The 25,924-nt window shown below is 72.5% G+C and carries 24 protein-coding genes; 3 read left to right on the top strand and 21 right to left on the bottom strand.

The window, feature by feature from the left end:
• Window positions 1–26: 26 nt before the first annotated feature.
• Window positions 27–887: a helix-turn-helix transcriptional regulator gene (locus tag ACZ7HQ_RS01780; RefSeq protein WP_470985158.1), complete on the bottom strand. Its 861-nt coding sequence runs from the start codon at window positions 885–887 to the stop codon at window positions 27–29.
• A gap of 115 nt (window positions 888–1,002) precedes the next feature.
• On the opposite strand from ACZ7HQ_RS01780, the gene ACZ7HQ_RS01775 reads away from it, so the two are divergent.
• Window positions 1,003–2,433: an MFS transporter gene (locus ACZ7HQ_RS01775; RefSeq protein ID WP_470983311.1), complete on the top strand. Its 1,431-nt coding sequence runs from the start codon at window positions 1,003–1,005 to the stop codon at window positions 2,431–2,433.
• Window positions 2,434–2,615: 182 nt separating this feature from the next.
• Here ACZ7HQ_RS01775 and ACZ7HQ_RS01770 read toward each other — a convergent pair whose 3' ends face one another.
• From ACZ7HQ_RS01770 to hrcA, 17 genes are all read right to left on the bottom strand, one after another.
• The gene (locus tag ACZ7HQ_RS01770; RefSeq protein WP_470983309.1) at window positions 2,616–2,975 is read right to left on the bottom strand and encodes an MmcQ/YjbR family DNA-binding protein; all 360 of its coding nucleotides are present in this window, start codon (window positions 2,973–2,975) and stop codon (window positions 2,616–2,618) included.
• Window positions 2,972–4,258 carry a hemolysin family protein gene (locus tag ACZ7HQ_RS01765; protein ID WP_470983307.1) on the bottom strand — a complete coding sequence of 429 codons (1,287 nt, stop codon included), beginning with the start codon at window positions 4,256–4,258 and terminating at the stop codon, window positions 2,972–2,974. The genes ACZ7HQ_RS01770 and ACZ7HQ_RS01765 overlap by 4 nt, the downstream gene beginning before the upstream one ends.
• A 16-nt stretch (window positions 4,259–4,274) precedes the next feature.
• Window positions 4,275–4,772 (bottom strand): rRNA maturation RNase YbeY, encoded by a 498-nt coding sequence (gene ybeY, locus ACZ7HQ_RS01760; protein WP_470983306.1) that lies wholly within the window; start codon window positions 4,770–4,772, stop codon window positions 4,275–4,277.
• Window positions 4,773–4,784: 12 nt separating this feature from the next.
• The gene (locus tag ACZ7HQ_RS01755) at window positions 4,785–5,858 is read right to left on the bottom strand and encodes a PhoH family protein (RefSeq protein ID WP_470983304.1); all 1,074 of its coding nucleotides are present in this window, start codon (window positions 5,856–5,858) and stop codon (window positions 4,785–4,787) included.
• 210 nt (window positions 5,859–6,068) lie between these two features.
• A complete protein-coding gene (locus tag ACZ7HQ_RS01750) occupies window positions 6,069–7,220 on the bottom strand; it encodes a carbohydrate kinase family protein (RefSeq protein ID WP_470983302.1) in 1,152 nt (383 codons plus the stop codon).
• Between the two features lie 64 nt (window positions 7,221–7,284).
• Window positions 7,285–8,574 carry a glucarate dehydratase family protein gene (locus tag ACZ7HQ_RS01745; protein WP_470983299.1) on the bottom strand — a complete coding sequence of 430 codons (1,290 nt, stop codon included), beginning with the start codon at window positions 8,572–8,574 and terminating at the stop codon, window positions 7,285–7,287.
• Window positions 8,571–9,467 carry a 5-dehydro-4-deoxyglucarate dehydratase gene (locus ACZ7HQ_RS01740; protein WP_470985155.1) on the bottom strand — a complete coding sequence of 299 codons (897 nt, stop codon included), beginning with the start codon at window positions 9,465–9,467 and terminating at the stop codon, window positions 8,571–8,573. The genes ACZ7HQ_RS01745 and ACZ7HQ_RS01740 overlap by 4 nt, the downstream gene beginning before the upstream one ends.
• Before the next feature lie 146 nt (window positions 9,468–9,613).
• Window positions 9,614–10,618, bottom strand: a complete 1,005-nt coding sequence (locus ACZ7HQ_RS01735) for an adenosine deaminase (RefSeq protein ID WP_470983297.1) — start codon at window positions 10,616–10,618, stop codon at window positions 9,614–9,616.
• Window positions 10,619–10,638: 20 nt separating this feature from the next.
• Window positions 10,639–11,544, bottom strand: coding sequence for a ribonuclease Z (locus ACZ7HQ_RS01730; RefSeq protein ID WP_470983294.1), 906 nt, complete (start codon window positions 11,542–11,544; stop codon window positions 10,639–10,641).
• A gap of 6 nt (window positions 11,545–11,550) precedes the next feature.
• Window positions 11,551–11,904, bottom strand: coding sequence for a histidine triad nucleotide-binding protein (locus tag ACZ7HQ_RS01725; protein ID WP_470983292.1), 354 nt, complete (start codon window positions 11,902–11,904; stop codon window positions 11,551–11,553).
• Between the two features lie 50 nt (window positions 11,905–11,954).
• Window positions 11,955–15,149: a S41 family peptidase gene (locus ACZ7HQ_RS01720; RefSeq protein ID WP_470983289.1), complete on the bottom strand. Its 3,195-nt coding sequence runs from the start codon at window positions 15,147–15,149 to the stop codon at window positions 11,955–11,957.
• A gap of 45 nt (window positions 15,150–15,194) precedes the next feature.
• Window positions 15,195–15,734, bottom strand: a complete 540-nt coding sequence (locus ACZ7HQ_RS01715; protein ID WP_470983286.1) for a hypothetical protein — start codon at window positions 15,732–15,734, stop codon at window positions 15,195–15,197.
• A 92-nt stretch (window positions 15,735–15,826) separates the two neighbouring features.
• Window positions 15,827–16,219, bottom strand: a complete 393-nt coding sequence (locus ACZ7HQ_RS01710) for a VOC family protein (protein ID WP_470985152.1) — start codon at window positions 16,217–16,219, stop codon at window positions 15,827–15,829.
• A 16-nt stretch (window positions 16,220–16,235) separates the two neighbouring features.
• Window positions 16,236–16,988 (bottom strand): 16S rRNA (uracil(1498)-N(3))-methyltransferase, encoded by a 753-nt coding sequence (locus ACZ7HQ_RS01705; protein ID WP_470983284.1) that lies wholly within the window; start codon window positions 16,986–16,988, stop codon window positions 16,236–16,238.
• A complete protein-coding gene (locus ACZ7HQ_RS01700) occupies window positions 16,985–18,061 on the bottom strand; it encodes a nitronate monooxygenase (protein WP_470983282.1) in 1,077 nt (358 codons plus the stop codon). The genes ACZ7HQ_RS01705 and ACZ7HQ_RS01700 overlap by 4 nt, the downstream gene beginning before the upstream one ends.
• A 192-nt stretch (window positions 18,062–18,253) precedes the next feature.
• Window positions 18,254–19,390 carry a molecular chaperone DnaJ gene (gene dnaJ / locus ACZ7HQ_RS01695; protein ID WP_470983280.1) on the bottom strand — a complete coding sequence of 379 codons (1,137 nt, stop codon included), beginning with the start codon at window positions 19,388–19,390 and terminating at the stop codon, window positions 18,254–18,256.
• The gene (gene hrcA, locus ACZ7HQ_RS01690) at window positions 19,391–20,407 is read right to left on the bottom strand and encodes a heat-inducible transcriptional repressor HrcA (RefSeq protein WP_470983278.1); all 1,017 of its coding nucleotides are present in this window, start codon (window positions 20,405–20,407) and stop codon (window positions 19,391–19,393) included. It abuts the gene before it with no gap.
• A gap of 162 nt (window positions 20,408–20,569) precedes the next feature.
• Here hrcA and ACZ7HQ_RS01685 point away from each other — a divergent pair, with 162 nt between their 5' ends.
• Together ACZ7HQ_RS01685 and ACZ7HQ_RS01680 are read left to right on the top strand one after the other, a co-directional pair.
• On the top strand, window positions 20,570–21,292 hold the full coding sequence (locus ACZ7HQ_RS01685; protein WP_470983276.1) for an MBL fold metallo-hydrolase: 723 nt from the start codon (window positions 20,570–20,572) through the stop codon (window positions 21,290–21,292).
• Window positions 21,293–21,326: 34 nt separating this feature from the next.
• Complete coding sequence (locus tag ACZ7HQ_RS01680) at window positions 21,327–22,142, top strand: DUF3097 domain-containing protein (protein ID WP_470983273.1); 816 nt, start codon at window positions 21,327–21,329, stop codon at window positions 22,140–22,142.
• On the opposite strand, the gene ACZ7HQ_RS01675 is transcribed toward ACZ7HQ_RS01680, so the two are convergent.
• The 3 genes from ACZ7HQ_RS01675 to ACZ7HQ_RS01665 form a co-directional block, all read right to left on the bottom strand.
• Window positions 22,120–22,698 (bottom strand): Uma2 family endonuclease, encoded by a 579-nt coding sequence (locus ACZ7HQ_RS01675; protein ID WP_470983270.1) that lies wholly within the window; start codon window positions 22,696–22,698, stop codon window positions 22,120–22,122. The two genes, ACZ7HQ_RS01680 and ACZ7HQ_RS01675, sit on opposite strands and share 23 nt — an antisense overlap.
• Before the next feature lie 100 nt (window positions 22,699–22,798).
• Window positions 22,799–24,031 carry a radical SAM family heme chaperone HemW gene (gene hemW, locus ACZ7HQ_RS01670; protein WP_470983268.1) on the bottom strand — a complete coding sequence of 411 codons (1,233 nt, stop codon included), beginning with the start codon at window positions 24,029–24,031 and terminating at the stop codon, window positions 22,799–22,801.
• Window positions 24,032–24,058: 27 nt separating this feature from the next.
• Window positions 24,059–25,879 (bottom strand): SpoIIE family protein phosphatase, encoded by a 1,821-nt coding sequence (locus tag ACZ7HQ_RS01665; protein WP_470985149.1) that lies wholly within the window; start codon window positions 25,877–25,879, stop codon window positions 24,059–24,061.
• Between the last annotated feature and the right edge of the window lie 45 nt (window positions 25,880–25,924).

The raw sequence follows: 25,924 nt of genomic DNA, 5'->3' as shown, positions 1-25,924 counted from the left end.
ACGAAGCCGTGCGGCCCACCCGGCATTCACCCCGCCACGGGATACATCGCGCCCCGCCGTCCCTCCGGAGAGGCGAGCCACTCCAGCTTCTCGGCGGTGTCGGCCTCGTCCAGCGGTGTGTGCAGCACGATCATCAGGTCGGGCCGGACCGGCACCTTCAGTACCGTCGACTCCACGACCAGCAACCCGGCCAGCGGATGGGCCAGCTCCTTGCGCACCTGTCCCTGGTCCTCGATGTCCCGCTCCGCCCACAGCGCCACGAACTCGTCGCTCGCGGCGCTCACCTCGGCGAGCACCTCCCGGAACCCCTCGTCGTCCGGCCGCGCGGCGCACGCGGCCCGGAACTGCGCCACGACCGTACGCGCGTTCCGCTCCCAGCTCTGGCTGCGCGCCCGGTAGAGCGGGTCGGTGAAGAAGTCGACCAGGCAGTTCTGGGTGATGTCCGGCCGCATGCCGAGCACGATCGCGGCCGCGTCGTTGTACATCACGCAGTTGTAGTACAGGTCCATGATGTGCGCCGGATACGGCATCCATGTGTCGATCAGCCGCCGCAGCCCGTCGCACATGTCCCGCTTCTCCGGCGCCACTTCGGGCGCCGGCGGGTTCATCCCGGCCAGCAGGTACAGGTGCCGGCGCTCGGCGTCGCTCAGCCGCAGCACCCGGGCCACGGAGTCGAGCACCGACGGCGAGACGGAGATCTCCCGCCCCTGCTCCAGCCACTGGTACCAGGAAGCGCCCACGCCGGCCAGCACGGCGACCTCCTCGCGGCGCAGCCCGGGCGTACGGCGCCGGCCCCCGCCCGCCGGCAGCCCGGCCTGCTCGGGGCTGACCCGGGCGCGCCGGCTCATCAGGAACTCCCGCAGTTCGTCGCGCCGATGACTGCGCATCGCCTCAGCAGCAGGCACGTACCGCTCCTCCCCCGTCGAGTCGTCTCTGGTGGTGCCACCACCACCATAAGTTGCGACTCCCCACCGGTATTCCGTTCGCCCGAAGCTCTTTGTCATGGCGATCGACACCACCACAGAGTCCACCACCTCCACCGGCACACCACTCGACACCCCCGCGGCACCCCGGTTGTCGACGCGTGACAAGCTCGTCCTGTTCGTCCTGTGCGCCGCCCAGTTCATGGTCGCGCTGGACTTCTCGGTCCTGAACGTGGCCCTGCCCGAACTCGGCACCGACCTCGGCATGAGCCGCTCGGCGTTGCAGTGGGCGGTCACCGCGTTCGCGCTGCCCTCGGGCGGCTTCCTGCTCCTGTTCGGCCGCATCGGCGACCTGTACGGCCGCCGGAAGCTGTTCCTGACCGGCCTGACCCTGTTCGGCGCGGCCTCGCTGCTGGCGACCCTGGCCTGGGATCCGGCGTCCTTCCTCGCCGGACGCGCGCTGCAGGGCCTCGGTGCGGCGGCGATCGTGCCGGCCGCGATGTCCCTGCTGACCACCACCTTCCCGGAGGGCCCGGCCCGTGACCGCGCCCTCGGTATCGCCGGCACGGTGATGTCGCTGGGCTACACGGTCGGCATGGTCGCGGGCGGGATGCTGACCGACGCGCTCGGCTGGCGCTCCACGATGGCCCTGCTCACCGTGTCCGCGCTGATCGTGCTGCCCCTCGCCCCGGCCCTGCTGCCCGAGTCCCGCACGCCGGACCGCCCGCGCCTGGACGTGCCCGGCGCGGTCACCGTCACCACCGGTCTGCTGTCCCTGATCTACGCCCTGTCCACGGCCGCCGACCGCGGCTTCGCCCGCCCCGACGTCCTGGCCACCCTGGTCGCCGGCCTCCTCCTGCTGGCGGCGTTCACGGTGATCGAGTCCCGCTCGGCCGCCCCCCTGGTCTCGCTGCCCATGCTGCGCCGCCGCACGGTGGCCTGGGGCAACCTGGGCGGCCTGGTCACCTTCTCGATGATGTCGACGGTGATCTTCGTCCTGACCCTGTACCTGCAGGAGATCCTGCACCTGTCGGCGTTCGAGACGGGTCTGGTCTTCGGCGTCCAGGGCATTCTGTCGGCCGTCGCCGGCACGCTCGCCCCGAAGGTGATCGGCCGCTTCGGCGCCCGCCGTACCCTCGTCGGCTCGCTGGCCGGCCAGGGCGCGCTGATCGCGGCGCTGCTCCTGCTGAACGCGCACACCTGGTCGGTGTGGACGGCCACCGCCGCGGTGTCCCTGGCCAGCATGTTCCACCTGGGCGCGATCATCTCGTACGGCCTGACCGTGACCTCCGGTGTCCCGGACCAGGAGCAGGGCCTGGCCACCGGCCTGGTCACCTCCACCCAGCAGGTCGGCATCACGATCGGCATCCCGCTGCTGGGTGTGCTGGCCACCACCTCCCCCGACCTGCTGGCCGGCGTCCACACGGTCCTCGCGCTGGACGCGGGCGTGGTCCTCGCCGCCGCCGTCCTGGTCGGCCTGGGCCTGCGCCGAGGCCGCGCCGGACTCTGAACGATCCCGCTCCGGGGGGGGGGGGGGGGGGGGGGGCGAGGGGGGGGGGGGGGGGGGGGGGGGGGGGGGGGGAGGGGGGGGGGGTGAGCGACGTCCCCCTCGCTCTCCCCCCCCCCCCCCCCCCCCCCCCCCCCCCCCCCCCCCCCCCCCCCCCCCCCGCGCCGCTGGTCAGCGGAGGGATGTCACGGCCGGTCCAGCCGCAGCCGCTCCGCCTTCGGCAGCCCCGCGACGACGAGGTCGTACGAGTCCTCGACCAGTTCCCTGACCAGCCGCTCGGGGAGCGTGCCGACGACCGTCACCGTGTTCCAGTGGCGCTTGTTCATGTGCCAGCCGGGGACGATCAGCCCCTCGTGCTCGGCCCGCAGTCTGACGGCGTCCTCGGGGTCGCACTTGAGGTTGACCGTCAGGGGCCGCGCGCCCAGGTTCGTCAGGGCGAACATCTTGCCCAGCACCTTGAAGACCGAGGTCTCCGGGTTGAACGGGAAGTCCTCCACGGCCGCGTTGAAGGACAGGCAGAGCGCGCGCAGCTCCTTGGGCGTCACTCGGGTTTCGCCTCCCCGGCGGGTTCGACCAGGACGGTCACGATCTTGTTCCGGCGGCCGGCCGCGGCCTCCGCGGTCAGCTTCAGCCGGCGCTCGTCGGGCAGCTCGACCTCGGCGGACGCGCCCGCGATGGGGACGCGGCCGAGGGCCTTGGCGAGCAGTCCGCCGACGGTCTCCACGTCCTCGTCGTCGTACTCCTCCAGGCCGTACAGCTCGCCGAGGTCGGTGATGTCGAGGCGGGCGGTGACCCGGAAGCGGTTGTCGCCGAGGTCCTCGACCGGCGGCAGTTCCCGGTCGTACTCGTCGGTGATCTCGCCGACGATCTCCTCGAGGATGTCCTCGATGGTGACGATGCCGGCCGTGCCGCCATACTCGTCGATGACGACGGCGACGTGGTTGCGTTCCTTCTGCATCTCGCGCAGCAGGTCACCGGCGTTCTTGGTGTCGGGCACGAAGACGGCGGGCCGCATGGCCGTCGAGACCAGGTCGCTCTCGGTGTCCCGGCTGATGTGCGTCTTGCGGACCAGGTCCTTCAGATACACGATCCCGACGATGTCGTCCTCGCTCTCGCCGGTGACCGGGATCCGGGAGAACCCGGAGCGCAGGGCGAGGGTGAGGGCCTGCCGGATGGTCTTGAACCGCTCGATGGTGACCAGGTCGGTGCGCGGCACCATGACCTCGCGCACGAGCGTGTCGCCGAGCTCGAAGACCGAGTGCACCATCCGGCGCTCCTCGTCCTCGATCAGCGACTCCTGCTCCGCGAGGTCGACCAGCGCGCGCAGTTCCGCCTCGGAGGCGAACGGGCCGCGCCTAAAGCCCTTGCCGGGTGTGAGCGCGTTACCGATGAGGATGAGCAGCGAGGGAATCGGCCCCATGATCCGGGCCAGCGGCAGCAGCACGTACGCGGCCACGGTCGCCGTGTTCAGGGGATGCTGGCGGCCGATGGTGCGCGGGGAGACCCCGACGGCGACGTACGACACCAGGACCATGACGCCGATGGCGATCAGCAGGGCCTGCCAGGTGGCGGCGAACTCCTGCAGGCAGGCGTACGTCACCAGGGCCGCGGCCGCCATCTCGCAGGCGACGCGGACCAGCAGGGCCACGTTGAGATAGCGGGTGGGGTCGGCGGCGACCTGGGCCAGCTTGGCGCTGCCGCGCCGGCCGGACTTGACGGCCTCCTCGGCGCGGAAACTGGAGACCCGGGCGAGGCCCGCCTCCGCACAGGCGGCGAGCCAGGCCACGACGACCAGCGCGATCGCCCCGACCACGATCTGCGGACTCATACGAGGACCGGCCCGCTTACGAGACGGTCGGTGCCGGGGACGGCCCGGTCAGCCCCCGCTCGGACCGCCACCCGTCGACGATGGCGGCCTGGAGCCCGAACATCTCGGCCTTCTCGTCGGGCTCCTCGTGGTCGTAGCCGAGCAGGTGCAGCACGCCGTGGACGGTGAGCAGCTGGAGCTCCTCGTCCATGGAGTGCTGCGTCGAGGCTTCCGCCCCCTGCTTGGCGGCGACCTCCGGGCACAGCACGATGTCGCCGAGCAGGCCCTGCGGCGGCTCGTCGTCGTCCTTCGACGGCGGCCGGAGCTCGTCCATCGGGAACGACATGACATCGGTCGGACCCGGCAGGTCCATCCACTGGATGTGCAACTGCTCCATGGCGTCGGCGTCCACGACGATCACCGAGAGCTCGGAGAGCGGGTGGATGCGCATCCGTGCGAGTGCGTAGCGGGCGATGTCGAGGATCGCCTGCTCGTCGACCTCGGTGCCGGACTCGTTGTTGACGTCGATCGACATGGTCGTGCTGGTCTACTTCCCCTTGTGCCCGGCCTTGCCCCGGCTCTGCGCCTTGTGCGCGCCGTTCTGGGTGCCGTGCTTGCTGTCGTAGTTCTCGTACGCGTCGACGATACGGCCCACCAGCTTGTGCCGGACGACATCGTGGGACGACAGCCGGGAGAAGTGGACGTCCTCGACGCCCTCCAGGATCTCCTGCACCTGCCGCAGACCGGACTTGGTGCCGTCCGGCAGGTCGACCTGCGTCACGTCACCGGTGATCACGATCTTCGAGTCGAAGCCGAGGCGGGTGAGGAACATCTTCATCTGCTCGGGGCTCGTGTTCTGGGCCTCGTCCAGGATGATGAAGGCGTCGTTGAGCGTACGGCCACGCATGTACGCGAGCGGCGCGACCTCGATGGTCCCGGCGGCCATGAGCCGTGGAATGGAGTCCGGGTCGAGCATGTCGTGCAGCGCGTCGTACAGCGGGCGCAGGTAGGGGTCGATCTTCTCGTAGAGCGTGCCGGGCAGGAACCCGAGCCGCTCCCCCGCCTCCACCGCCGGCCGGGTCAGGATGATCCGGTTGACCTGCTTGGACTGCAGGGCCTGTACGGCCTTGGCCATGGCCAGGTAGGTCTTGCCGGTACCGGCGGGCCCGATGCCGAACACGATGGTGTGCTTGTCGATCGCGTCGACGTACCGCTTCTGGTTGAGGGTCTTGGGGCGGATGGTCCGCCCCCGCGAGGACAGGATGTTCTGCGTCAGTACCTGCGCCGGGGTCTCCGGCCCGTCGCTCGTCCCGTTCTCGCTCGCCTTGAGCATGGCGATCGAGCGTTCCACTGCGTCCTCCGTCATCGGCTGCCCGGTGCGGAGCACCAGCATCATCTCGTCGAACACGCGCGAGATCAGAGCGACGTCGGCCGGGTCGCCGACCGCGCTGATCTCATTGCCCCGGACATGTATGTCGGCCGCCGGGAAGGCCCTCTCGATGACACGCAGGAGGGAGTCGCCGGAACCCAGCACGGTCACCATGGGGTGCTGGGCGGGGACGGTGAACTGCGCTCTCGCCTGCTCCTGCGCGGGGGTGTGAGCTGTGGGTGTCTGTGTCATGGGCCGGCGCTGAAGGCCTGCGCTTCCTCCTTCTCACGGCCGCACAGCTGAGGGCGGCCTCGCGATTCCAGGGTACGACGGGGCACTGACAAGCCTGTAGGACTTTTCCAGGGGCCTTCCCCCACCCCAGCCCCGGCACCACACCCCCGGCCGGAGGCCACCGCCCAGGCGGCCGAGAGCTCCACGGCCAGGGCCGGAGCCCCCGGTGGGTCAGGCTGACCGGCCGAAGCCGATCGTCGGGACCGCTCGCCGCAGCGGCCACGGCCGGTCCAGTTCCTCCGGCACCAGCCCCTCCAGGAACGCGTACCGCTGCAGCGCCGCCGGATCCTGCCCCGGAAGGGACTGCACCCGCCGCCACCACGCCCCGATCTCCGACCACCCCGGCGCGGACAAGGACCCCCCGAACTCCTGCACCGACAAAGCAGCCGTCAGCCCGGCGAAGGCCAGCCGGTCCGCCAGCGGCCACCCCGCCAGCGACCCCGTCACGAACCCGGCGACGAAGACATCCCCCGCCCCCGTCGGATCCAGTGCCTCCACGGCGATCGCCGGCACCTCCGCCGCCTCCCCCGTCCGCCGGTCCACCGCGTACGCCCCCTCCGACCCGAGCGTCACCACAGCCACCGGCACGTACTCCGTCAGGGCATGCGCGGCGAGCCTCGGGCAGTCGGCCCCCGTGTACCGCTTCGCCTCCTCCTCGTTCGGCAGAAACGCCTCGCAGTGCTCCAGATCGGCGAGCCCGGAAAGATCCCACGCCCCGGTCTCGTCCCAGCCGACGTCGGCGAAGATCCGCGTTCCCTCCCGCGCCGCCTCGGCGATCCACGGCGCCCGCGTACCGGGCGTGAGCGAGGCGACGGCCGCACGCGCGCGGGGCGGCCAGTCGGGGGCCCCGTCCAGCACGGCCTCCGGCGGCGGCTCGTGCCCGTGGGAGACCATCGTCCGCTCACCCTCGTACGCCATGGACACCGTCACCGGCGAGTGCCAGCCGGGTACCGTCCGCGACGCCGACAGATCGATGCCCTCGCCCTGTTCGAGCGCGTCCCAGCAGTACTCGCCGTAGTGGTCGTCCCCGAAGGCCGCCGCGAGGGAGGTCCGCAGTCCGAGCCGGGCCAGGGCCGTGGCCATGTTGGCGACCCCGCCGGGGCTGGAGCCCATCCCCCGGGCCCAGGACTCGGTGCCGCGCACGGGCGCCGAGTCCAGGCCGGTGAAGATGATGTCGAGGAAGACCGTGCCCGTCAGATAGACGTCCCAGGGCGGGTCGCCGGGCGCACGCAGCGCGGCGAGCGGATCGACCTGGGCCTGACAGCGCGCGGCCTGGGTGAGGTGTTCCGGTTCCTCTCCGGTGATCGTGTGCGACGGGGTCACGGTGCGCTCCCTGGCGTGGTGCGGATCTGGCCAGTGTGCACCACATGTCGCACCGCGAAGGGTGTTACCAGCGGGGCATCACCGGTTGCCGCCAGCCCGGTTCGCCCGCCCGCATCGCCGCCGCGTCGTCACGGTCCCGCAGCGAGCCGTCGTCCTCGGCCCACCGCCGGTGCAGCCGGGCCAGTTCGTCCCGGTCGAGTTCGACCCCGAGGCCGGGGGCGTCGGAGACTTCGGCCTTTCCGCCGCGGAACGCGAGCCGCTCGGTGAGGACGTCCTCGGACTGCCAGGGGTAGTGGGAGTCGCACGCGTGGTGGAGTCCGGGGACGGTGGCCGCGACCTGCGTCATCGCGGCGAGGCTGATCCCCAGGTGGGTGTTGGAGTGCATCGACACCCCGACCCCGAAGGCGGCGCAGATCGCGGCGAGCTTCTGGGTGTTGCGCAGCCCGCCCCAGTAGTGGTGGTCGGAGAGGACGACCTGCACGGCGTCGCGCGTGAAGGCCTCCTTGATCTCCCCGAAGGTGGTCACGCACATGTTCGTGGCGAGCGGGACGTCGGTCCCCGCCGACACCTCGGCCATCGCGGCCGTACCCAGCGTCGGGTCCTCCAGGTACTCCAGGACGTCCCCGAGCTCCTTCGCCACCTTCAGTGAGGTCTCGACCGACCAGGCGCCGTTGGGGTCGAGGCGCAGCGGGTGCCCGGGGAAGGCCCCGGCGAGGGCCCGTACGGCCGCGATCTCCTCGTCCGGCGGAAAGACACCGCCCTTGAGCTTGAACGACGTGAACCCGTGCCGCTCCTTGAGCAGCCGCGCCTGTTCCACGACCCCGGCAGGGTCGAGCGCGGCCCCCCAGTCGTCCCGCTCGCAGGCCACGCCCCGCGGATGGCCGGCCCACTTGTAGAAGAGGTAGGCGCTGTACTCGACGGCGTCCCGCACCTTGCCGCCGAGCAGTGCGTGCACGGGCAGCCCGAGCGCCTTGCCCTGGGCGTCCAGGCAGGCGACCTCGAAGGCGGACAGCACCGACAGCCGCAGCTTGTCGGCGCTCTGCACCCCGCGCAGCCCGCCCGCGTCGACCTGTCCCTCGACCCGCGACTCGTCGACGCCGAGGTCGATGGCGAACAGCCCGTTCACATCCATGACCGATCGCCCGGTGAGCTGCTCGGCCGCCGGGCGGGCCAGTTCCAGGTACCTGGTGTCGCCGTAGGTCTCGCCGAGCCCGGTGATGCCGTCGGCGGTGACGACCTCGACGATCAGGCGCGGGGTGTACGGCTGGTGCACGCCCTGGGTGTTGAGCAGCGGCGCGTCGGCGACCAGGATCGGTGTCAGCCGCACCTCGGCGATGGTCAGGTCACGGGTCACAGGGACGCTCCTACGAGGTCGAGTCCGGTGGTGAGCAGGGCCTTGAGGTCGGCGAGGTCGGCGGGCGCGGGGTCGGTGAGCGGGGCGCGCACGGGGCCGACGCGCTGCCCGCGCAGCCGGGCCGCCGCCTTCACCAGGGACACCGCGTATCCGGGCGCGCGGTCGCGGAGTTCGACGAAGGGGACGTAGAACTCCCGCAGCAGTTTGTCGAGCGTCCCGTCCTGCCCGTCCCGGAGCGCGGTGAAGAAGGCGTCGGCGATCTCGGGCGCGAAGGCGTGCACGGCGGAGGAGTAGGCGGGGACGCCGACGGTGGCGTAGGCGCGGGCCTGGATCTCGGCGGTGGCGGCACCGTTGAAGAAGAGGAAGCCGTCGGGGGCGGCGAGGGTGAGGCGCTGGAGGCGGTCGAGGTCACTGTGGCCGTCCTTGAGGCCGATGACGTTCGGGATGCGCGCGATGCGCCGCAACGCGCCCACCGTATAGGCGACTTGGCCGCGCTGGTAGGCGATCAGCGGCAGCCGGGTGCGTTCGGCGAGCCGCTCCAGCTGGGCGGCCAGGCCCTCCTGCGGGGCGTCGATGAGGTAGTGCGGCAGCACGAGCAGCGCGTCGGCGCCGGCGTCCTCGGCGATCCGTGCGAACCGCACCGCCTGCGCCCAGCCGTAGCCGGTCCCCGCGACGACCGGCACCCGCCCGGCCGCCTCCTCGACGGTGACCCGGACGACGGTCCGGTACTCCTCCTCGTCCAGCGAGAAGAACTCCCCGGTGCCGCAGGCCGGGAAGACGGCGCCGGGCCCGGCGGCGAGCCGGCCCCTGACATGGGCGCGGAAGCCGTCGGGATCGAGGGCGCCGTCGTCGTGGAACGCGGTGAGCGGAAAGGACAGCACACCGCGGGCCATTCCGTCCCGCAACCGCCGCGCCACACCCTCGGGACTCGGATCGCCGCCCACCTGACCATCTCCCCTTATGAATGACGTCCACGTATGAGAACAGAGGGTAGAGAGCCCGAAGAGCGACCGTCAACCACCGTGCTGCCGCAGGGGGCTTACGACACCCCGTCCCCGAACTCGTACGCGTCGACCTCGGCCAGGTAACGGGCCCGCCGCTCCTCGTCGTCCTCCAGGAAGGAGGCCAGGAAGGAGTTGCGGGCCAGTTCCCGCAGCCGGTCCTCGGACAGGCCCAGGGTCCGGTGCACGGCCGCGAAGTTGTCGCCCGCGTACCCGCCGAAGTAGGCGGGGTCGTCGGAGTTGACCGTGCACAGCAGCCCGGCGTCGAGCATGGCGGGAAGGGGGTGGTCGGCGAGGGTGTCGACGGTGCGGAGACGGACGTTGGACAGCGGGCACAGGGTGAGCGGGATCCGCTCCCGCACCAGCCGCTCGACCAGCACCGGGTCCTCCACGCAGCGCAGCCCGTGGTCGACACGCTCCACGCCGAGCACGTCCAGGGCCTCGGTGATGTACTCCGGCGGACCCTCCTCCCCGGCGTGCGCGACACGGCGCAGCCCGAGCCGGGCCGCGGCCTCGTACACCTCCCGGAACTTCACCGGGGGGTGCCCGACCTCGGCGGAGTCCAGGCCGACCCCGGTGATCCGGTCCAGATACGGCCTCGCTGCCTCGAGCGTCTCCCTGGCCGACTCGGCGGATTCGTCACGCAGGAAGCACAGGATGAGCCGGGTGGAGATGCCGTGGTTCTCCTCGCTGCCGGCGAGTGCCCGCCACAGCCCCTCCACGACCGTGCCCATGGACACGCCCCGGGCGAGGTGGGCCTGCGGGTCGAAGAAGATCTCCGCGTGCCGCACACTCTGGGCGGCGGCGCGGGCCAGGTAGGCGTTGGCCAGGTCCGTGAAGTCGCGCTCGGTGCGCAGGACGGCCATCAGCTCGTAGTACAGGTTCAGGAAGGACTGGAGGTCCTCGAACTGGTAGGCCTTGCGGAGTGAGTCCGTGTCGGCGTACGGCAGCTCGACGCCGTTGCGGGCGGCCAGCTCGAACGCCAGCTCCGGCTCCAGAGTGCCTTCGATGTGGAGGTGCAGTTCTGCTTTCGGGAGGGGCATCAAAGCATCGTACGGGTGTTTTATCGCCGTTTCGGAACCGGCACTCGCTGCAGGTCGTGCGCCACGGTCAGCTCCCCCTCGAAGCCGGCCGCCCGCGCCTGCCGCTCGAACTCCTCCGGGTCCGAGTAGCGCTGGCTGAAGTGGGTGAGGACGAGGTGCCGCACCCCGGCGTCGCGGGCCACCGTCGCCGCCTGGCCGGCCGTCAGATGACCGTGCTCCACCGCCAGTTCCACGTCGTCGTCCAGGAAGGTCGACTCGATGACGAGCAGGTCGCAGCCCTCGGCAAGCGCGTGCACGCCGTCGCAGAGCCGGGTGTCCATGACGAAGGCGAACCGCTGCCCGTGCCGCACCTCGCTGACGTCCTCCAGCGTGACGTCCCCGATCCGGCCCTCGCGCTGCAGCCGGCCGACGTCCGGGCCCTTGATCCCGTGCGCCGCGAGCCGGTCGGGCAGCATGCGGCGGCCGTCGGGTTCGATCAGGCGGTAGCCGTAGGACTCCACCGGATGCGACAGCCTGCGGGCCTCCAGGGTGTACGAGGCGGTCACCGCGAGGATGCCGTCGGCGGCGACCGGTGCCTCGGTGAGGCCGACCGTCTCCCGGTAGGCCGTCGCGTAGCGCAGACGGTCGAAGAAGCGCTGCCCGGAGCGCGGGTAGTGCGCCGTCACCTCGTGCGGCACCTGGTCGAGGTTGATCCGCTGGATGACACCGGCGAGGCCGAGGCAGTGGTCGCCGTGGAAGTGCGTGACGCAGAGCCGGTTCAGGTCGTGGGCGGCGACCCCGGCGCGCACCATCTGCCGCTGTGTGCCCTCGCCGGGGTCGAAGAGGATGCCCTGGCCGTCCCACCTGAGCAGATAGCCGTTGTGGTTGCGGTGGCGGGTGGGGACCTGGCTGGCGGTGCCGAGGATCACCAGTTCACGTACGGACACGGCCGGCTATCCGGGGGGCCACTGCATGCCACGGCCGCCGAGGACGTGGGCGTGGGCGTGCCAGACGGTCTGGCCGACGCCGGCGCCCGTGTTGAAGACGGTGCGGTAGCTTTCGAGCTTCTCCTCGTCGGCCACGGCCTGGGTTTCGGCGAGCACGTCGGCGGCCAGCTGCGGGGCGCCCGCGGCGAGCTCGGCGGCGTTCTTGTAGTGGGCCCTGGGGATCACCAGGATGTGGGTGGGCGCCTGGGGGTTTATGTCCCGGAAAGCGACGGTGGTGTCTGTCTCGCGGACGATCGTCGCCGGGATCGTACCCGCGACGATCTTGCAGAACAGGCAGTCGTCCTGCGGTTCGCCGGCCATGCGTGTGCCTCCTCACGCTGGTGATCAATACCGGGGGCATCGTAGTCGTATCAGGCCGGCATTCCCGGCGGGGTTTTCGCGGGCCGCTCCTCCAGGGCCTGCAGCGCGAGCCTGATCGCCTCGTCGAGCTGGGTGTCGCGGCCCTCCGCCCAGTCCTGCGGGCTCTGTACGACCTCCACGTCCGGGTCCACCCCGTGGTTCTCGACGTCCCACCCCACCCCCTCCAGCCACATCGCGTACTTCGGCTGGGTCACCAGGGTGCCGTCGACCAGGTGATAGCGGCTGTCGATGCCGATGACGCCGCCCCAGGTGCGGGTGCCGACGACGGGGCCGATGCCGAGGGCCTTGATCGCCGCGTTGACGATGTCGCCGTCGGAGCCGGAGAACTCGTTGGCGACGGCGACGACCGGGCCGCGCGGGGCGTCGAGGGGATAGCTGGTGGGGCGCATGCCGCGCGGGAGGTCCCAGCCGATGATGCGGCGGGCCAGTTTTTCGACGACCAGCTGGGAGGTGTGGCCGCCGCGGTTCTCGCGGACGTCGACCACCAGGCCCTCCCTGGCCACCTCGACGCGCAGGTCACGGTGGATCTGGGCCCAGCCGGGGGCCTGCATGTCGGGGACGTGGAGGTAGCCGAGGCGGCCGTCGGAGGCCGCGTGGACGTGGGCACGGCGGCCGGTGACCCAGGCGTGGTAGCGCAGGGGTTCCTCGTCGGCGATCGGGACGACGACGGTGTGGCGGGGTTCGCCGCCGCCGGCCGGGGAGACGGTCAGCTCGACCGGGTGGCCCGCCGTGCCGGCCAGCAGCGGACCCGGTCCCGTCACCGGGTCGACCGGGTGGCCGGCGACCGCGATGACCGCGTCGCCGGGGCGGACGGCGACGCCGGGCGCGGCGAGCGGGGAACGGGCGTCCGGGTCGGAGGTCTCCGAGGGCAGGATGCGGTCGATGCGCCAGCTGCCGTCCGGGTGGCGGGAGATGTCGGCGCCGAGCAGCCCGTGCCGGGGGCCGCCGCCGCGGCCGCCGGATGGGGTGACGTAGGCGTGTGAGGTGCCGAGCTCGCCGTGCACCTCCCAGAGGAGGTCGACGAGGTCGCTGTGGGTGGCGACACGCGCCAGGAGGGGGCGGTAGCGGGCGAGGACGCCGCTCCAGTCGACGCCGCCGAGGTCGGGCCGCCAGAAGTGGTCGCGCATGAGGCGGCCGGTCTCGTCGTACATCTGCCGCCACTCGGCGGCCGGGTCGAGGGGCTGGCGGACGCGGGCGAGGTCGACACAGACGCTGGTGTCGCCGTCGTCGTCGGTGCCGGTACGGCGGTCGCTGGGGACGACCCGGAGCCGGCCGTCGCTCCACAGCAGCACGCGTTTGCCGTCTCCGCTCACCTCGAAGTGGTCGGCGCCCGTGGCCAGGTGCTCCAGGCGCCGCTGCGCGAGGTCGTACCGCTCCAGCTCGGTGTGCGGGTCGGGGTCCTCGGGGTGGGCGCGGGCGGCGCCGAGGACGCCCTGCACGGGGTGGCGCAGCCAGAGCACCCCGTCCTTGGCGGCACGCAGGGTGGAGTACCGGCCGGCCTCCACCGGGAAGGGCACGATGCGGTCGGCGAGGCCCTCCAGGTCGACACGGGTGGCCGGGGTGCCCTCGCTGTCGGGGGTCTCGTCCTTGTCGGGGGCCTCGAAGGGGCGGCCGTGGCGCTGCGGCCCGAAGGGCGAGGGCGTGGTGGCGGCCAGGGTGATCAGGTGCGGGCGGGCGCCGACCACGAACGCGAGGTCGAAGACGTGCTCGTCGTAGACCGGGTCGAAGGCGCGGTTGGAGAGGAAGGCGAGGTGTTTGCCGTCGAGGGTGAAGGCGGGGGCGTAGTCCTGGAAGCGCAGCGGGGTCGCCTCGGTGACCGAGAGGTCGGTGGTGTGGGCGATGCGCAGCTGGGAGAGCGGGCGGGGGCCGGGGTGGGCCCAGGCCAGCCAGGCGGAGTCGGGTGAGAAGGCGAGCCCGGAGACCTCGCCGTCGTCGCTGCGGTCGACCTCGCGGACCTCGCCGGTCTCGCGTTCGACGAGCAGCAGCCGTCCGTCGTGCGCGGCCACGGCGGCCCGGCTGCCGTCGGGGGCCACGGCCAGCTCCAGGACCCGGCCGAGCTGTCCGGCCGCGAGCCGGCGCGGGGTGGCGCCGGGCACCGTGCCGGTGGCCGGGGCGAACTCCAGCGCGTCGTCGCCCTCCGCGTCCGTCACCCACACCACCCACTCCTCGCCCTCGGCGCGGAAGGCGCGCGGCGTGCGGGCGCGCACGCCGGGGGTGGCGGCGAGGGCGCGGGCCGGGCCCGAGCGGTGGGTGACCCAGTGGATCCCGCCGCGTACGCAGACGGCGCTGCCGCGCGCGGTGTGGTCGGGGGACGCCTCGCCGAACCAGCGGGAGGCGTTCACCGGACGGGGCCGCAGATCGATCCGGGGCCCGCCGAGGCGCACGTCCAGCCGGCGCGGCTCGGCGCCCTCCAGGTCGTCGAGGAGCCACAGTTCACCGCCGCAGCTGTGGACCACCCGGTGGCCGTCTCCGGAGGCGTGACGGGCGTAGAAGCCGTCGAGGGGCGTGTGCCGGCGCAGGTCGGAGCCGTCGGCGAGGGAGGAGTACAGGGCGCCGGTGCCCTCGTGGTCGGAGAGGAAGGCGATGCGGTCCCCCACCCACACCGGGCACTCGATGTTCCCGTCGACGTCGTCGTGCAGCCGGACGAACTCCCCGCCGCCCTCCCGGTCGATCCACAGCTTGCCCGCCGTGCCGCCCCGGTAGCGCTTCCAGTGGGCGGCCTCGCGGCCCATCGGCGCGGACAGCAGGACGGTGGCCGGGCCGACGGCCACATCGCCGACCGGACCGTACGGCAGGGTCTCGGCGGGTCCGCCGTCCAGCGGGACGGCGTGCGCCCAGCTGTGGCGGAAACTGTGCCGGCCGTGCGCACCGAGCGCGAGCACCCGTCCGTCGGCGGTCCAGCCCCTGACCTCGGTACGGCGGTTGCCCCAGTACGTCAGCCGGTCGGCGAGGCCGCCGTCGACCGGGGCGACATGCACCTCGGGCGCGCCGTCCCGGGTGGAGGTCCAGGCGAGGAACCGTCCGTCCGGGGAGATCCGGGGCATGGTCACCGGCCGGTTGTCGGCACTGACCCGCCAGGCCCGGCCGCCGTCGAGGGGGGCGAGCCACACGTCGTCCTCGGCGACGAAGGTCACCAAGTCGCCGTGCAGGTGGGGGAATCGGAGATAGGCGGCACCCTGAGTCACCCCGTCACTGTACGCAGTGACCGGTGTGCCCCGCTCGCGTTCCGATCACTTGCCCTCGGCCGGCCAGCAGGTGGGGTCGCCCTTGCACCACAGGGTCCGGGTGACCGTCACCGTCACGGTCGGCCGGCCGCCGGGCAGGTAGGTGGGCGGCCGGTACGTCGGACCCGGCGTGGCGTCGCAGTCGCCGAGCCCGTCGACATGGAACACCTCTCTGCCGCCGGCCTCCGCCGTCAGGTCGCCGCGCACGCACGCTCCGTCGACGGCCCTGGTCACCTTCCCGGTGACGGTGATCTTCCGCCGGTCCCTGGTCTCGCCCCGGCAGTCGACGGAGACGACGGTGGACTCACCGGGCGAGGGCGACTTCCCCGCCGGGCGGCCCCCGTAGTTCCCGGTGCAGGTGAGCCAACTGACATCGATATGCTGCTGCTTGAGCCTGGCCGTCGCGGTGGTGTCGGTGGTGTAGGCGGCGGAGGCGGAACTGAGGTCACCGGGCTGACAGGCCACCACGGCCGCCCCGACGCCGACGACCAGCCCGGCTGCGGCCACGCCCCGCACGCCGCGTCGATTCCCTCTCAAAACCCCCATGCAGGGCAGGGTGCCACCGGCACGGGCAGGGGGGAAGGCCGCATACGGCCACTCACCCGTTCGGTGCGTCGCGGGCGCCCCGCGGGGAACCGCTACCCGCGCAGCAGCAGCCACTCCTGGAGTTCGACCAGGTTGCCCTCGGGGTCCTTGAGATGGGCGACCCTCATCCGTTCGGTCATGGCCGCCGGGCCGTGCACAAGGACCGCACCACGGGCGACGATCTCCGAAACGTAGGCGTCCAGGTCGTCGACGCGCAGGACGACCAGGGAACGGTGACCGGTGGCCGTCTCGCCCAGCTCGGCCAGCACCTCCGCCATCATCACCCGGTCCTGCAGCGCGATCCCCGCGGAGCCGGCGTGCGGGCTGAACTTCTCGTAGGGGCCCTCGGTCGCGCCCGACTGCGGCTTGAGGCCGAGGACGTCGGCGTAGAAGCGGTAGCAGGCAGCGAAGTCGCTGACCAGGAGCCGGACTTGGGCGAGTTCCATCATTCTCCCCGGGTGTTCAGGACCAGCGGCCGGTGCGGCCCAGCAGCAGGGCCGCCGCGGCGGTGCCGGCGGTCGAGGTACGCAGCACCGAGGGGCCCAGCACGTACGCCTTCGCCCCCGCCTCCTCGAACAGCGCCAACTCGTCGCGCGAGACGCCGCCCTCGGGGCCGACGACCAGCACGATCTCACCGTCGGTGGGCAGTTCTGCGGTGGCGAGCGGCCGGCTGACGTGCTCGAAGTCGGAGTGCAGGACGCCGGCGAAGTCGGCTTTGGCGAGAAGTGCGGCAACCTGCTTGGTGCTTGCCGCGTCCGCGACCTCGGGAAAGCGCAGCCGGCGGGACTGCTTGCCGGCCTCGCGCGCGGTGGCCCGCCACTTGGCGAGGGCCTTCAGACCCCGCTCGCCCTTCCACTGGGTGATGCAGCGGGCGGCCTGCCAGGGCACGATCGCGTCGACACCGGTCTCCGTCATCGTCTCCACGGCCAGCTCGCCGCGGTCGCCCTTGGGCAGGGCCTGGACGACGGTGATCCGCGGGCTCGGCTCGGGTTCCACCGGGAACTCGAAGGGCTCGACGACCAGGTGGTCCTTGCCCGACACACCGACGACGACCCCGGCCGCGCCCCGGCCCCTGCCGTCCGTCAGCACCACGGTCTCGCCGGGCTGCAACCGCCGTACGGAGACCGCGTGCCGCCCCTCGGGACCCGTGACGTCGACGACCGAGCCGGGGCCCACGCCCTCCAGCGACTCGACGACGAACACCGGCGCGGTCATCGCGGGCCTCCCTTGGCCGACAACGCTGTCCGAGCGGCGTCGAGTTCCTCCGCCAGGACCTCCACCAGCCGCCCGGCCGGCAGCTCGCGGGCCATCCGGTGGCCCTGGCCCGCCCACAGCGCCATGCCCTGCGCGTCCCCGGCCTTGGCGGCGGCCTTGCGCAGCGGCGAGGTGAGGTGGTGGAGCTCGGGATAGGCGGCGGGGGCGTACGGGCCGTGCTCCCGCAGGAAACGGTTGACCAGTCCACGGGCCGGTCTGCCGGAGAAGGCGCGGGTCAACTCGGTGCGGGCGAACAGGGGGTCGGTCAGTGCCTGCTTGTACACGGCCGGGGCGCCGGACTCGGGGGTGGCGAGGAAGGCGGTGCCCAGCTGGGCCGCGCTCGCGCCGGCCGCGAGGACGGCGGCGATCTGGCCGCCGCGCATGATGCCGCCGGCGGCGACGATCGGGATGCGCACGGTCTCGCGGATCTGCGCGACCAGCGAGAGCAGCCCGATGCCGGAGCCGTCGTTCTCGGGGAGGTCCCGGTGGGTCCCCTGGTGACCGCCGGCCTCCACGCCCTGGGCGATCACCGCGTCGGCCCCGGCCCGCTCCACCGCCAGCGCCTCCTCGGCGGTGGTGGCGGTGACCAGGGTGAGGGTCCCGGCCCGGCGGAACCGGTCGAGGACCTCCCGGCCCGGCACACCGAAGTGGAAGGAGACCACCGGCACCGGATTGTCGAGGAGCACGGCGAGTTTGGCGTCGTAACCGTCGTCCCGGGCGCTGTCCGGGTCGCCCAGCTCGGTCTCGTACCAGGCGGCCTCGCCGGCCAGCTGGTGGGCGTAGACCTCGACGGCGCCCGACTCCGCATACTCGGGCTGGGGCATGAACACGTTCACACCGAAGGGGCGGCCGGTGAGCCCCCGCAGCTGCTTGATCTCCTGGTACATGCCGTCGGCGGTCTTGTACCCGGCGGCGAGGAACCCGAGGCCGCCGGCCTCGGAGACGGCGGCGGTGAGCTGCGGGACGGAGACACCGCCCGCCATGGGGGCCTGCACGATCGGGTGGGGGAAGAGATCGGTCAGCGCGGAGGACATGACCGCATGTTGTCACGTCCTCCGAGGGAGTCCGAATCGGGGCGTCCCCCGGCATAAGCCGGAGGCACCCTCACCGTTCAGCGGGCTTCTCAGCGACCGTTGAACGCGTCCTTCAACCGCGAGAACAACCCCTGCTGCCCCGGCTGACCGTGCCCACCCGGGGGCCAACCCCCGGCCGCCCCGCAGCGCACCTCAGCGACCGTTGAACGCATCCTTCAACCGCGAGAACAACCCCTGCTGCCCCGGCTGGAACTGTCCCTGGGGCCGCTCCTCGCCGCGCAGCTTGGCCAGCTCGCGCAGCAGTCGCTCCTGCTCCGGGTCCAGCTTGGTCGGGGTCTGCACCTCGACGTGCACGATCAGGTCACCCCGGCCGCCGCCGCGCAGATGTGTGACGCCCCGGTTGTGCAGCGGGATCGACTGGCCGGACTGGGTGCCGGGCCGGATGTCGACCTCCTCCATGCCGTCCAGGGTCTCCAGCGGCACCTTGGTGCCGAGGGCGGCCGCGGTCATCGGGATCGTGACCGTGCAGTGCAAGTCGTCGCCGCGCCGCTGGAAGGTCTGGTGCGGCAGCTCGTGGATCTCGACGTACAGGTCACCGGCCGGACCGCCACCGGGGCCGACCTCGCCCTCACCGGCGAGCTGGATCCGCGTGCCGTTGTCGACACCGGCCGGGATCTTCACGGTCAGGGTCCGGCGGGAGCGGACGCGGCCGTCGCCGGCGCACTCGGGGCACGGGGTCGGCACGACCGTGCCGAAGCCCTGGCACTGGGGGCAGGGCCGCGAGGTCATGACCTGGCCCAGGAAGGACCGGGTGACCTGGGAGACCTCACCGCGGCCGCGGCACATGTCACAGGTCTGGGCGGTCGTACCGGGCGCCGCGCCCTCGCCGTTGCAGGTGTTGCAGACGACCGCGGTGTCGACCTGGATGTCCTTGGTGGTCCCGAAGGCCGCCTCGTCCAGCTCGACCTCGATCCGGATCATCGCGTCCTGGCCGCGCCGGGTGCGCGAGCGCGGCCCGCGCTGCGACGCCGTACCGAAGAACGCGTCCATGATGTCGGAGAAGTTGCCGAAGCCACCGGCCCCGAAGCCGCCCGCACCGGCGCCGCCCGCCTGGGAGAGCGGGTCGCCGCCGAGGTCGTAGACCTGCTTCTTCTGCGGGTCCGACAGCACCTCGTAAGCGGCGTTGATCTCCTTGAACCGCTCCTGGGTCTTCGGGTCCGGGTTGACGTCCGGGTGCAGCTCGCGCGCGAGCCGGCGGAACGCCTTCTTGATCTCATCCTGCGACGCGTCGCGGCGCACGCCGAGAACGGCGTAGTAGTCCGTGGCCACTTACGACTCCGCCAGGATCTGTCCGACGTACCGTGCCACTGCGCGTACCGCTCCCATCGTTCCCGGGTAGTCCATGCGGGTCGGTCCGACCACGCCGAGCTTGGCAACCGCCTCGCCGCCCGAACCGTAGCCCACCGACACCACCGAGGTGGAGTTGAGTCCCTCGTGGGCGTTCTCGTGCCCGATGCGCACGGTCACGCCCGGATCCTTCGCCTCGCCCAGGAGCTTGAGGAGCACGACCTGCTCCTCCAGGGCCTCCAGGACGGGCCGGATCGTGAGGGGAAAGTCATGCCCGAAGCGGGTGAGATTGGCGGTTCCGCCGATCATCAGCCGCTCCTCGTTCTCCTCGACCAGTGTCTCCAGCAGGGTGGAGAGCACGGTGGAGACCGTACCGCGGTCCTCGGGATCGAAGGCGTCCGGCAGGTCCTCGACCAGCTTCGGCACGTCCGTGAACCGGCGGCCCGCGACCCGGCTGTTCAGCCGCGCGCGCAGGTCGGCGAGCGAGGACTCGCCGAAGGGCGCCGGGCAGTCGACCATCCGCTGCTCGACCCGGCCGGTGTCCGTGATCAGCACGAGCATCACGCGCGCGGGAGCGAGCGAGAGCAACTCCACGTGCCGGACGGTGGACCGGGTCAGGGACGGGTACTGCACGACGGCGACCTGCCGTGTGAGCTGCGCGAGCAGCCGCACGGTCCTGGCCACGACGTCGTCGAGGTCGACGGCCCCCTCCAGGAAGTTCTGGATGGCCCGCCGCTCCGGCGCGGTCATCGGCTTGACGCCCGCGAGCTTGTCCACGAACAGCCGGTAGCCCTTGTCGGTGGGGATGCGCCCCGCGCTGGTGTGCGGCTGCGCGATGTACCCCTCGTCCTCCAGGGCCGCCATGTCGTTGCGGACGGTCGCCGGGGAGACCCCGAGGCTGTGCCGCTCGGTCAGGGCCTTCGACCCGACCGGCTCCTCGGTGCCGACATAGTCCTGGACGATGGCGCGCAGTACCTGAAGCCTGCGTTCACTCAGCATCCGCGCGCACCTCCAGCATGTCGTCCCCTCTGTTCCGCGGTGTATCCGCCTGGCACTCTTCGCATGTGAGTGCCAGCGCTCCCGGGCCCAGTGTACGGCTGTGGGGTACACCCGGGGCAAGGTCGGTGCGGTCGCGGCGGCTCCTGGGGCTAGCGTCGCGGTATGACGGTGACTTGGGAAGAGCTGGGGTGGGAGCGGCTGACCGCCGGGGTCGGGCGGTGCCGGCTGCCCGGCTGGGACTGCACGGCCGGACTGGTCCTCGGGGCGGGTACGGCGCTGATGGTGGACGCCGGCTCCGGTCTCGCCGAGGGCGCGCGGCTACGGGCGCAGGCCGAGGAACTCGCCGGCGGCCGTGTGACCCATCTCGCGCTGACGCACCCCCACTTCGACCATGTCCTCGGGGCGGCCGCGTTCGCCGGGGCGGAGGTGTACGGGCCCGTCGGTATGGACGCCGTCCTCGCGCACGAGCGGGAGGAGCTGCGCCTGGACGCGGTGCGCAACGGTCTGCCGGTCGCCGACGCCGACGAGGCGGTGGACGCGCTGGCCGTGCCCCGGCACCTGGTCTCCGGCGAGTGGACGCTGGACCTCGGGGGCGGCCGCCAGGTGCTGCTGGCGAACGTGGGTCCCGGCCACACCGCGCACGATCTGGCCGTGCTGGTCCCGGGGGATCCGGAGGTGGTCTTCTGCGGCGACCTGGTGGAGGAGTCCGGCGAACCGCAGGCGGGCCCGGACGCGGTCCCGGCCCGCTGGCCGGACGCCCTGGACCGGCTCCTGTCGCTGGGCGGCGAGGACGCGCTGTACGTGCCCGGTCACGGAGCGGTGGTGGACGCGGGGTTCGTGCGACGCCAGCGTGATCAACTGGCGGCGCGTTTCGGCGTGTCGTGAGTCGTGGCCCACGGCTTCTCCTATCGTCATCCGAATGCGCCAGTACTCCGCCGACCTGACTCCGCCGTGGAAGAAGCAGCAGCCGGTGCCGGAGGTACCGGCGGAGCCGGGCCTGGTGGTGGAGGAGCCCGGCACCGGGTTCTGCGGGGCGGTGATCCGCTGCGAGGCGGGCACGGTGACGCTGGAGGACCGCTTCGGCAAGCACCGGGTGTTCCCGCTGGAGCCACGGGGCTTCCTGCTGGAGGGGCGGGTGGTGACGCTGGTGCGCCCGTCGTCCTCCGGTCCGGTACGGCCCACCCGTACGGCATCCGGTTCGGTCGCCGTCCCCGGCGCCCGCGCCCGCGTGGCCCGCGCCGGCCGCATCTACGTCGAGGGCCGGCACGACGCCGAGCTGGTCGAGAAGGTGTGGGGCGACGACCTGCGCATCGAGGGCGTGGTCGTGGAGTACCTGGAGGGTGTGGACGACCTGCCGTCGATCGTGTCGGCCTTCGCGCCGGGTCCGGACGCGCGGCTGGGCGTCCTGGTGGACCACTTGGTGCCGGGCACGAAGGAGTGGCGGATCGCGGAGTCGGTGACGAGTGAGCACGCGCTGGTCGTGGGCCACCCGTACATCGACATCTGGGAGGCTGTGAAGCCGTCGTCGCTGGGGATCGAGGCCTGGCCGAAGGTGCCGCGGGGGCAGGACTGGAAGACGGGGGTGTGCCGGGCGCTGGGCTGGCCGTCGGAGAACACGGGCGCGGTGTGGCAGGCGATCCTGAAGCGGGTGGGGTCCTACAAGGACCTGGAGCCGGAGTTGCTGGGGCGGGTGGAGGAGCTGATCGACTTTGTTACGGGTAGCGGTGGGGTCTGACCTTCGGGTAGGTGCCGAACTCGTTGGTGTCCAATTCGAGCCCCAGGTCCTCCAGCAGCAGCGGTGCCCCGAACTTGGTGATCTCCTGTCGCTGGTACTCCGCGTCCTCACCCCGCCCGACGGGCCTCGTCAGCAAGACGCATTGCGCCATGATCGGGTCCACGATGAGGTAGGCCGGTACCTTGCCGGCGGCGTAGATCGACCGCTTGATCTCGTAGTCCCGCTGGACGCTGGTCTTGGAGACGACCTCGACGACCATGGTGATCAGGCTGCACGGCAGCAGTCGACCCGAGGCAGGCCTGACTTCGCGCTCGAGAACCACCAGGTCCGGCACTGGCTCACTGGCCTCATCGACAATGTCGACGTCCTGGGTCTGTAGGCGAGACCACCGCTTGCGTGGGATCTGATCCAGCACGTCCTCCACGATCATGTTGTGCACAAGATCAGGGCTCGCCATCATCACGATTTCCCCCCGGAGAAGTTCGACCTTGACGCCCTCGGGAGGCTCAAGCTCCTCGAAGTACTTGGTCATCCCACGCTCGTCCACAGCGGTCATCTCCGTGGCCCTCCACATCCGCCGCGTCCTTTTGGCGGCAGCCTACGAACCAGGTTAGGGACCGAACCGGCGTTCCGGAGGGATTCACTCGCGGGAGTGATCAATCCACCAGGTCCCGCACCACCGCGTCCGCCAGCAACCGCCCCCGCAGCGTCAGCACGGCCCGCCCCTCGTCGTACGGCCCTTCCTGGAGGAGCCCCTCCGCCAGCGCCCGCCGGGACGCCTGGAGCCCCTCCTCCCTCAGCAAGGACAGCGGCACACCTTCCCGCAGCCGCAGCTCCAGCAGGATCCGCTCCACCCGCCGGTCCTCGTCGGACAGCAGTTCACGCCCGGCCCCCGGGGAGCGGCCGGAGGCGAGGGCCGCCGCGTACGCCCCCGGATGCTTGACGTTCCACCAGCGCACCCCGCCCACGTGCGAGTGCGCACCGGGGCCCGCGCCCCACCAGTCGGCGCCGCGCCAGTACAGCTCGTTGTGCAGGCAGCGGCCCGCCTCGGAGGTGGCCCAGTTGGAGACCTCGTACCAGTCGAAGCCCGCCCCGGAGAGGGTTTCCTCGGCGATCAGGTAGCGGTCGGCGTGGACGTCGTCGTCGGTCATGGGGACCTCGCCCCGGCGGATCCGGCGGGCGAGCTGGGTGCCCTCCTCGACGATGAGCGCGTACGCGCTGACGTGGTCCGGTCCCGCGCCGATCGCCGCGTCCAGCGAGGCCCGCCAGTCGTCGTCGCTCTCGCCGGGGGTGCCGTAGATCAGGTCCAGGTTCACGTGCTCGAAGCCCGCCGCCCGCGCCTCCGCGACGCACGCCTCGGGGCGGCCCGGGGTGTGGGTGCGGTCGAGCACGCGCAGCACGTGCTGCCTCGCGCTCTGCATGCCGAAGGAGATCCGGTTGAAGCCGCCCTCGCGGAGGGTGGCGAGGTAGGCCGGGTCGACCGACTCCGGGTTCGCCTCCGTCGTGATCTCGGCGTCCGGCGCGAGACCGAACTCGTCGCGGATCGCCCCCAGCATCCGTACGAGGTCGTCCGCGGCCAGCAGCGTCGGCGTACCGCCGCCGACGAAGACCGTACGGACCGGACGCGGATCGTCGCCGAGCACCTTCCGGGCGAGCCGGATCTCGTCGGTCAGCGTGTCCGCGTAGCTGTCGCGGGAGGCCAGCACGCCGCCCGTGCCGCGCAGCTCGGTCGCGGTGTAGGTGTTGAAGTCGCAGTAGCCGCAGCGGGTCGCGCAGTACGGGACGTGCAGGTAGAAGCCGAGGGGGCGCTCGGCGGCCCCGGCGAGCGCGTGCGCGGGCAGCGCGCCGTCGGCGGGGACGGGCTCGCCGTCGGGGAGTGCGGAAGGCATGTACTCCATTGTCCCGTACGGCGGCGGTCACTCCGCCTGGAGCACCAGCAGCGCCAGGTCGTCCTCCGGCAGGCCCCCGCCGAAGTCGTGCACCAGGCGGCGGATCCTTTCCGCGATCAGTTCGGCGCTGAGCCCCGCACAGCCGGACAGGGCGCGGGCGAGCCCGTCGCCGTCGTCGAACTGCCGGGAGCCGGAGCGGCGCTCGGTCACCCCGTCGGTGACGCACAGCAGACTGTCGCCGGGCCGCAGGTCGAGGGTCTCGCTGGTGTAGGTCTCGTCCTCGACCACGCCGAGCAGGGTCTGCGGGCCGGCGGCGGTGCGCACGGTGCCGTCGGGGCTCAGGACGAGCGGGAGGGGATGGCCGGCGGAGGCGAGGGTGCAGCGGACCCCGCCCTCGTACGGGGTCAGCTCGCCGTAGAGCAGGGACAGGAAGCGGGTCTGCGGGCCGTCCGCGGCGGCCATCGGCCGGCCTCCGACGGCGACGAGGGCGCGGGCGGCGGCGTCGGCGGCCTCGGTGGCGTCGTCCAGGAGGAGCTGGTTGAGGCGGTCGAGGACGTCGGCGACGCGGTAGCCCTCGCGGGCGAGCAGGCGCAGCCAGGGGCGGGCGAGGCCGATCACGACCGCCGCCTCGGGGCCCTTGCCCTGGACGTCGCCGACGGCGAAGCACCAGCGGCCGTCGCCGGCCGGGAACAGATCGTAGAAGTCGCCGCTGGGGCCGCCCTTGTCGCAGGGCTCGTAGACGAGCGCGCTGCTCACGCCCGGGATCTCGGCGACCGCGCCGGGCAGCAGGCCGCGCTGCAGGACGGCGCTGATGGTGGCCTGGCGGGCGTACTGGCGGGCCGCGCCGATGGCCAGGGCCACCCGGCGGCTGAGGTCCTCCACGAGCCCGGTGACCTCGTCGGGGAAGCCCAGCAGCCCGACCCTGCCGATGACCAGCGTGCCGAGCGGCCGGCCGCCCGCGATCAGCCGGTACGCCAGCGCCGTGCCGTCGGTGCCCTGCGGGCCGAGCGCGTGGCCGGGCCACGGGTACGACTCGGGACCGGAGCGCAGCCCGTCGCGCGGGCAGGGCGGCTCCTTCTCCAGGGCGCAGCGCAGTTCCCCGACGCGGTTCTCGCTGGCGTGCCAGACCCGGTCGGGGCCGCCGCCCGCGCCGGTGCGCACGGTCGCCTCGTCCTCCAGCCACACCGCGCACCAGTCGGCGAGCCGGGGCACGATGAGCTGGCCGGTCAGCGCCGTGACCAGGTTCTCGTCCAGCTGACCCGCGAGCAGGTCGGAGGCCTCGGCGAGGAAGGACAGCGCGCCCCGGCCGAGCCAGTCCCGGTCGCCGTCGAGGCGGTGCGGCTGCGGGGCGAGGTCCTCGGCGACCTCCAGGGCCGACTCCGGCGCGGCCGCGTCCGGGTCCTCGACGCCGCCCGGGGGCAGCCTCGCCCAGACGGTCTTGGCGCCGGCGCGGTAGGTGACGCCCCAGGACTCGGCGAGCGTGGTGACCAGTCGCAGGCCGCGCCCGTACTCCGGGATGTCGTACGCCCCCTCGCCGCCGAGGGGGTCGCGCGGGGCGCGGGAGGGATGGAGGTCGCCCACCTCCACGACGAACGCGCCGGTCTCCTCGAGGCGCCAGTCGACCTCCACGTCCGTACCGGCGTGCACGACGGAGTTGGTGACCAGCTCGCTGACGACCGCCATGGCGTCGTCGACGAGCCGGACCGGGACCCCGGGCGCGTCGGCCAGCGCGGCCCGCACCAGCGCCCGGGCCGAGCCGGGCGCGAGGGGACCTCCGGGCAGCGTGGCGCGCCCCCGAACCTCAAAGGCCCGGGGTTCGCTCTCCCGCTGCGTCGGTATGGCCGCCATGTCCATGCGGCCCAGGGTGACAGACAGGGGGCGCCCATAAGCGCC

The organism is Streptomyces sp. NPDC037290 (assembly GCF_055603245.1).
This window is presented reverse-complemented; position numbering and strand designations above follow the sequence as displayed.

Bases quoted from the DNA above. Each gene is read 5' to 3' on its own strand.
- ACZ7HQ_RS01780 (WP_470985158.1), bottom strand. From the start codon at position 887: ATGCGCAGTCATCGGCGCGACGAACTGCGGGAGTTCCTGATGAGCCGG.
- ACZ7HQ_RS01775 (WP_470983311.1), top strand. From the start codon at position 1,003: ATGGCGATCGACACCACCACAGAGTCCACCACCTCCACCGGCACACCA.
- ACZ7HQ_RS01765 (WP_470983307.1), bottom strand. From the start codon at position 4,258: ATGAGTCCGCAGATCGTGGTCGGGGCGATCGCGCTGGTCGTCGTGGCC.
- ybeY (WP_470983306.1), bottom strand. From the start codon at position 4,772: ATGTCGATCGACGTCAACAACGAGTCCGGCACCGAGGTCGACGAGCAG.
- ACZ7HQ_RS01755 (WP_470983304.1), bottom strand. From the start codon at position 5,858: ATGACACAGACACCCACAGCTCACACCCCCGCGCAGGAGCAGGCGAGA.
- ACZ7HQ_RS01740 (WP_470985155.1), bottom strand. From the start codon at position 9,467: ATGGCCCGCGGTGTGCTGTCCTTTCCGCTCACCGCGTTCCACGACGAC.
- ACZ7HQ_RS01735 (WP_470983297.1), bottom strand. From the start codon at position 10,618: ATGCCCCTCCCGAAAGCAGAACTGCACCTCCACATCGAAGGCACTCTG.
- ACZ7HQ_RS01725 (WP_470983292.1), bottom strand. From the start codon at position 11,904: ATGGCCGGCGAACCGCAGGACGACTGCCTGTTCTGCAAGATCGTCGCG.
- ACZ7HQ_RS01715 (WP_470983286.1), bottom strand. From the start codon at position 15,734: ATGGGGGTTTTGAGAGGGAATCGACGCGGCGTGCGGGGCGTGGCCGCA.
- ACZ7HQ_RS01710 (WP_470985152.1), bottom strand. From the start codon at position 16,219: ATGGAACTCGCCCAAGTCCGGCTCCTGGTCAGCGACTTCGCTGCCTGC.
- ACZ7HQ_RS01705 (WP_470983284.1), bottom strand. From the start codon at position 16,988: ATGACCGCGCCGGTGTTCGTCGTCGAGTCGCTGGAGGGCGTGGGCCCC.
- ACZ7HQ_RS01700 (WP_470983282.1), bottom strand. From the start codon at position 18,061: ATGTCCTCCGCGCTGACCGATCTCTTCCCCCACCCGATCGTGCAGGCC.
- hrcA (WP_470983278.1), bottom strand. From the start codon at position 20,407: ATGCTGAGTGAACGCAGGCTTCAGGTACTGCGCGCCATCGTCCAGGAC.
- ACZ7HQ_RS01685 (WP_470983276.1), top strand. From the start codon at position 20,570: ATGACGGTGACTTGGGAAGAGCTGGGGTGGGAGCGGCTGACCGCCGGG.
- ACZ7HQ_RS01680 (WP_470983273.1), top strand. From the start codon at position 21,327: ATGCGCCAGTACTCCGCCGACCTGACTCCGCCGTGGAAGAAGCAGCAG.
- ACZ7HQ_RS01675 (WP_470983270.1), bottom strand. From the start codon at position 22,698: ATGACCGCTGTGGACGAGCGTGGGATGACCAAGTACTTCGAGGAGCTT.
- hemW (WP_470983268.1), bottom strand. From the start codon at position 24,031: ATGCCTTCCGCACTCCCCGACGGCGAGCCCGTCCCCGCCGACGGCGCG.
- ACZ7HQ_RS01665 (WP_470985149.1), bottom strand. From the start codon at position 25,879: ATGGCGGCCATACCGACGCAGCGGGAGAGCGAACCCCGGGCCTTTGAG.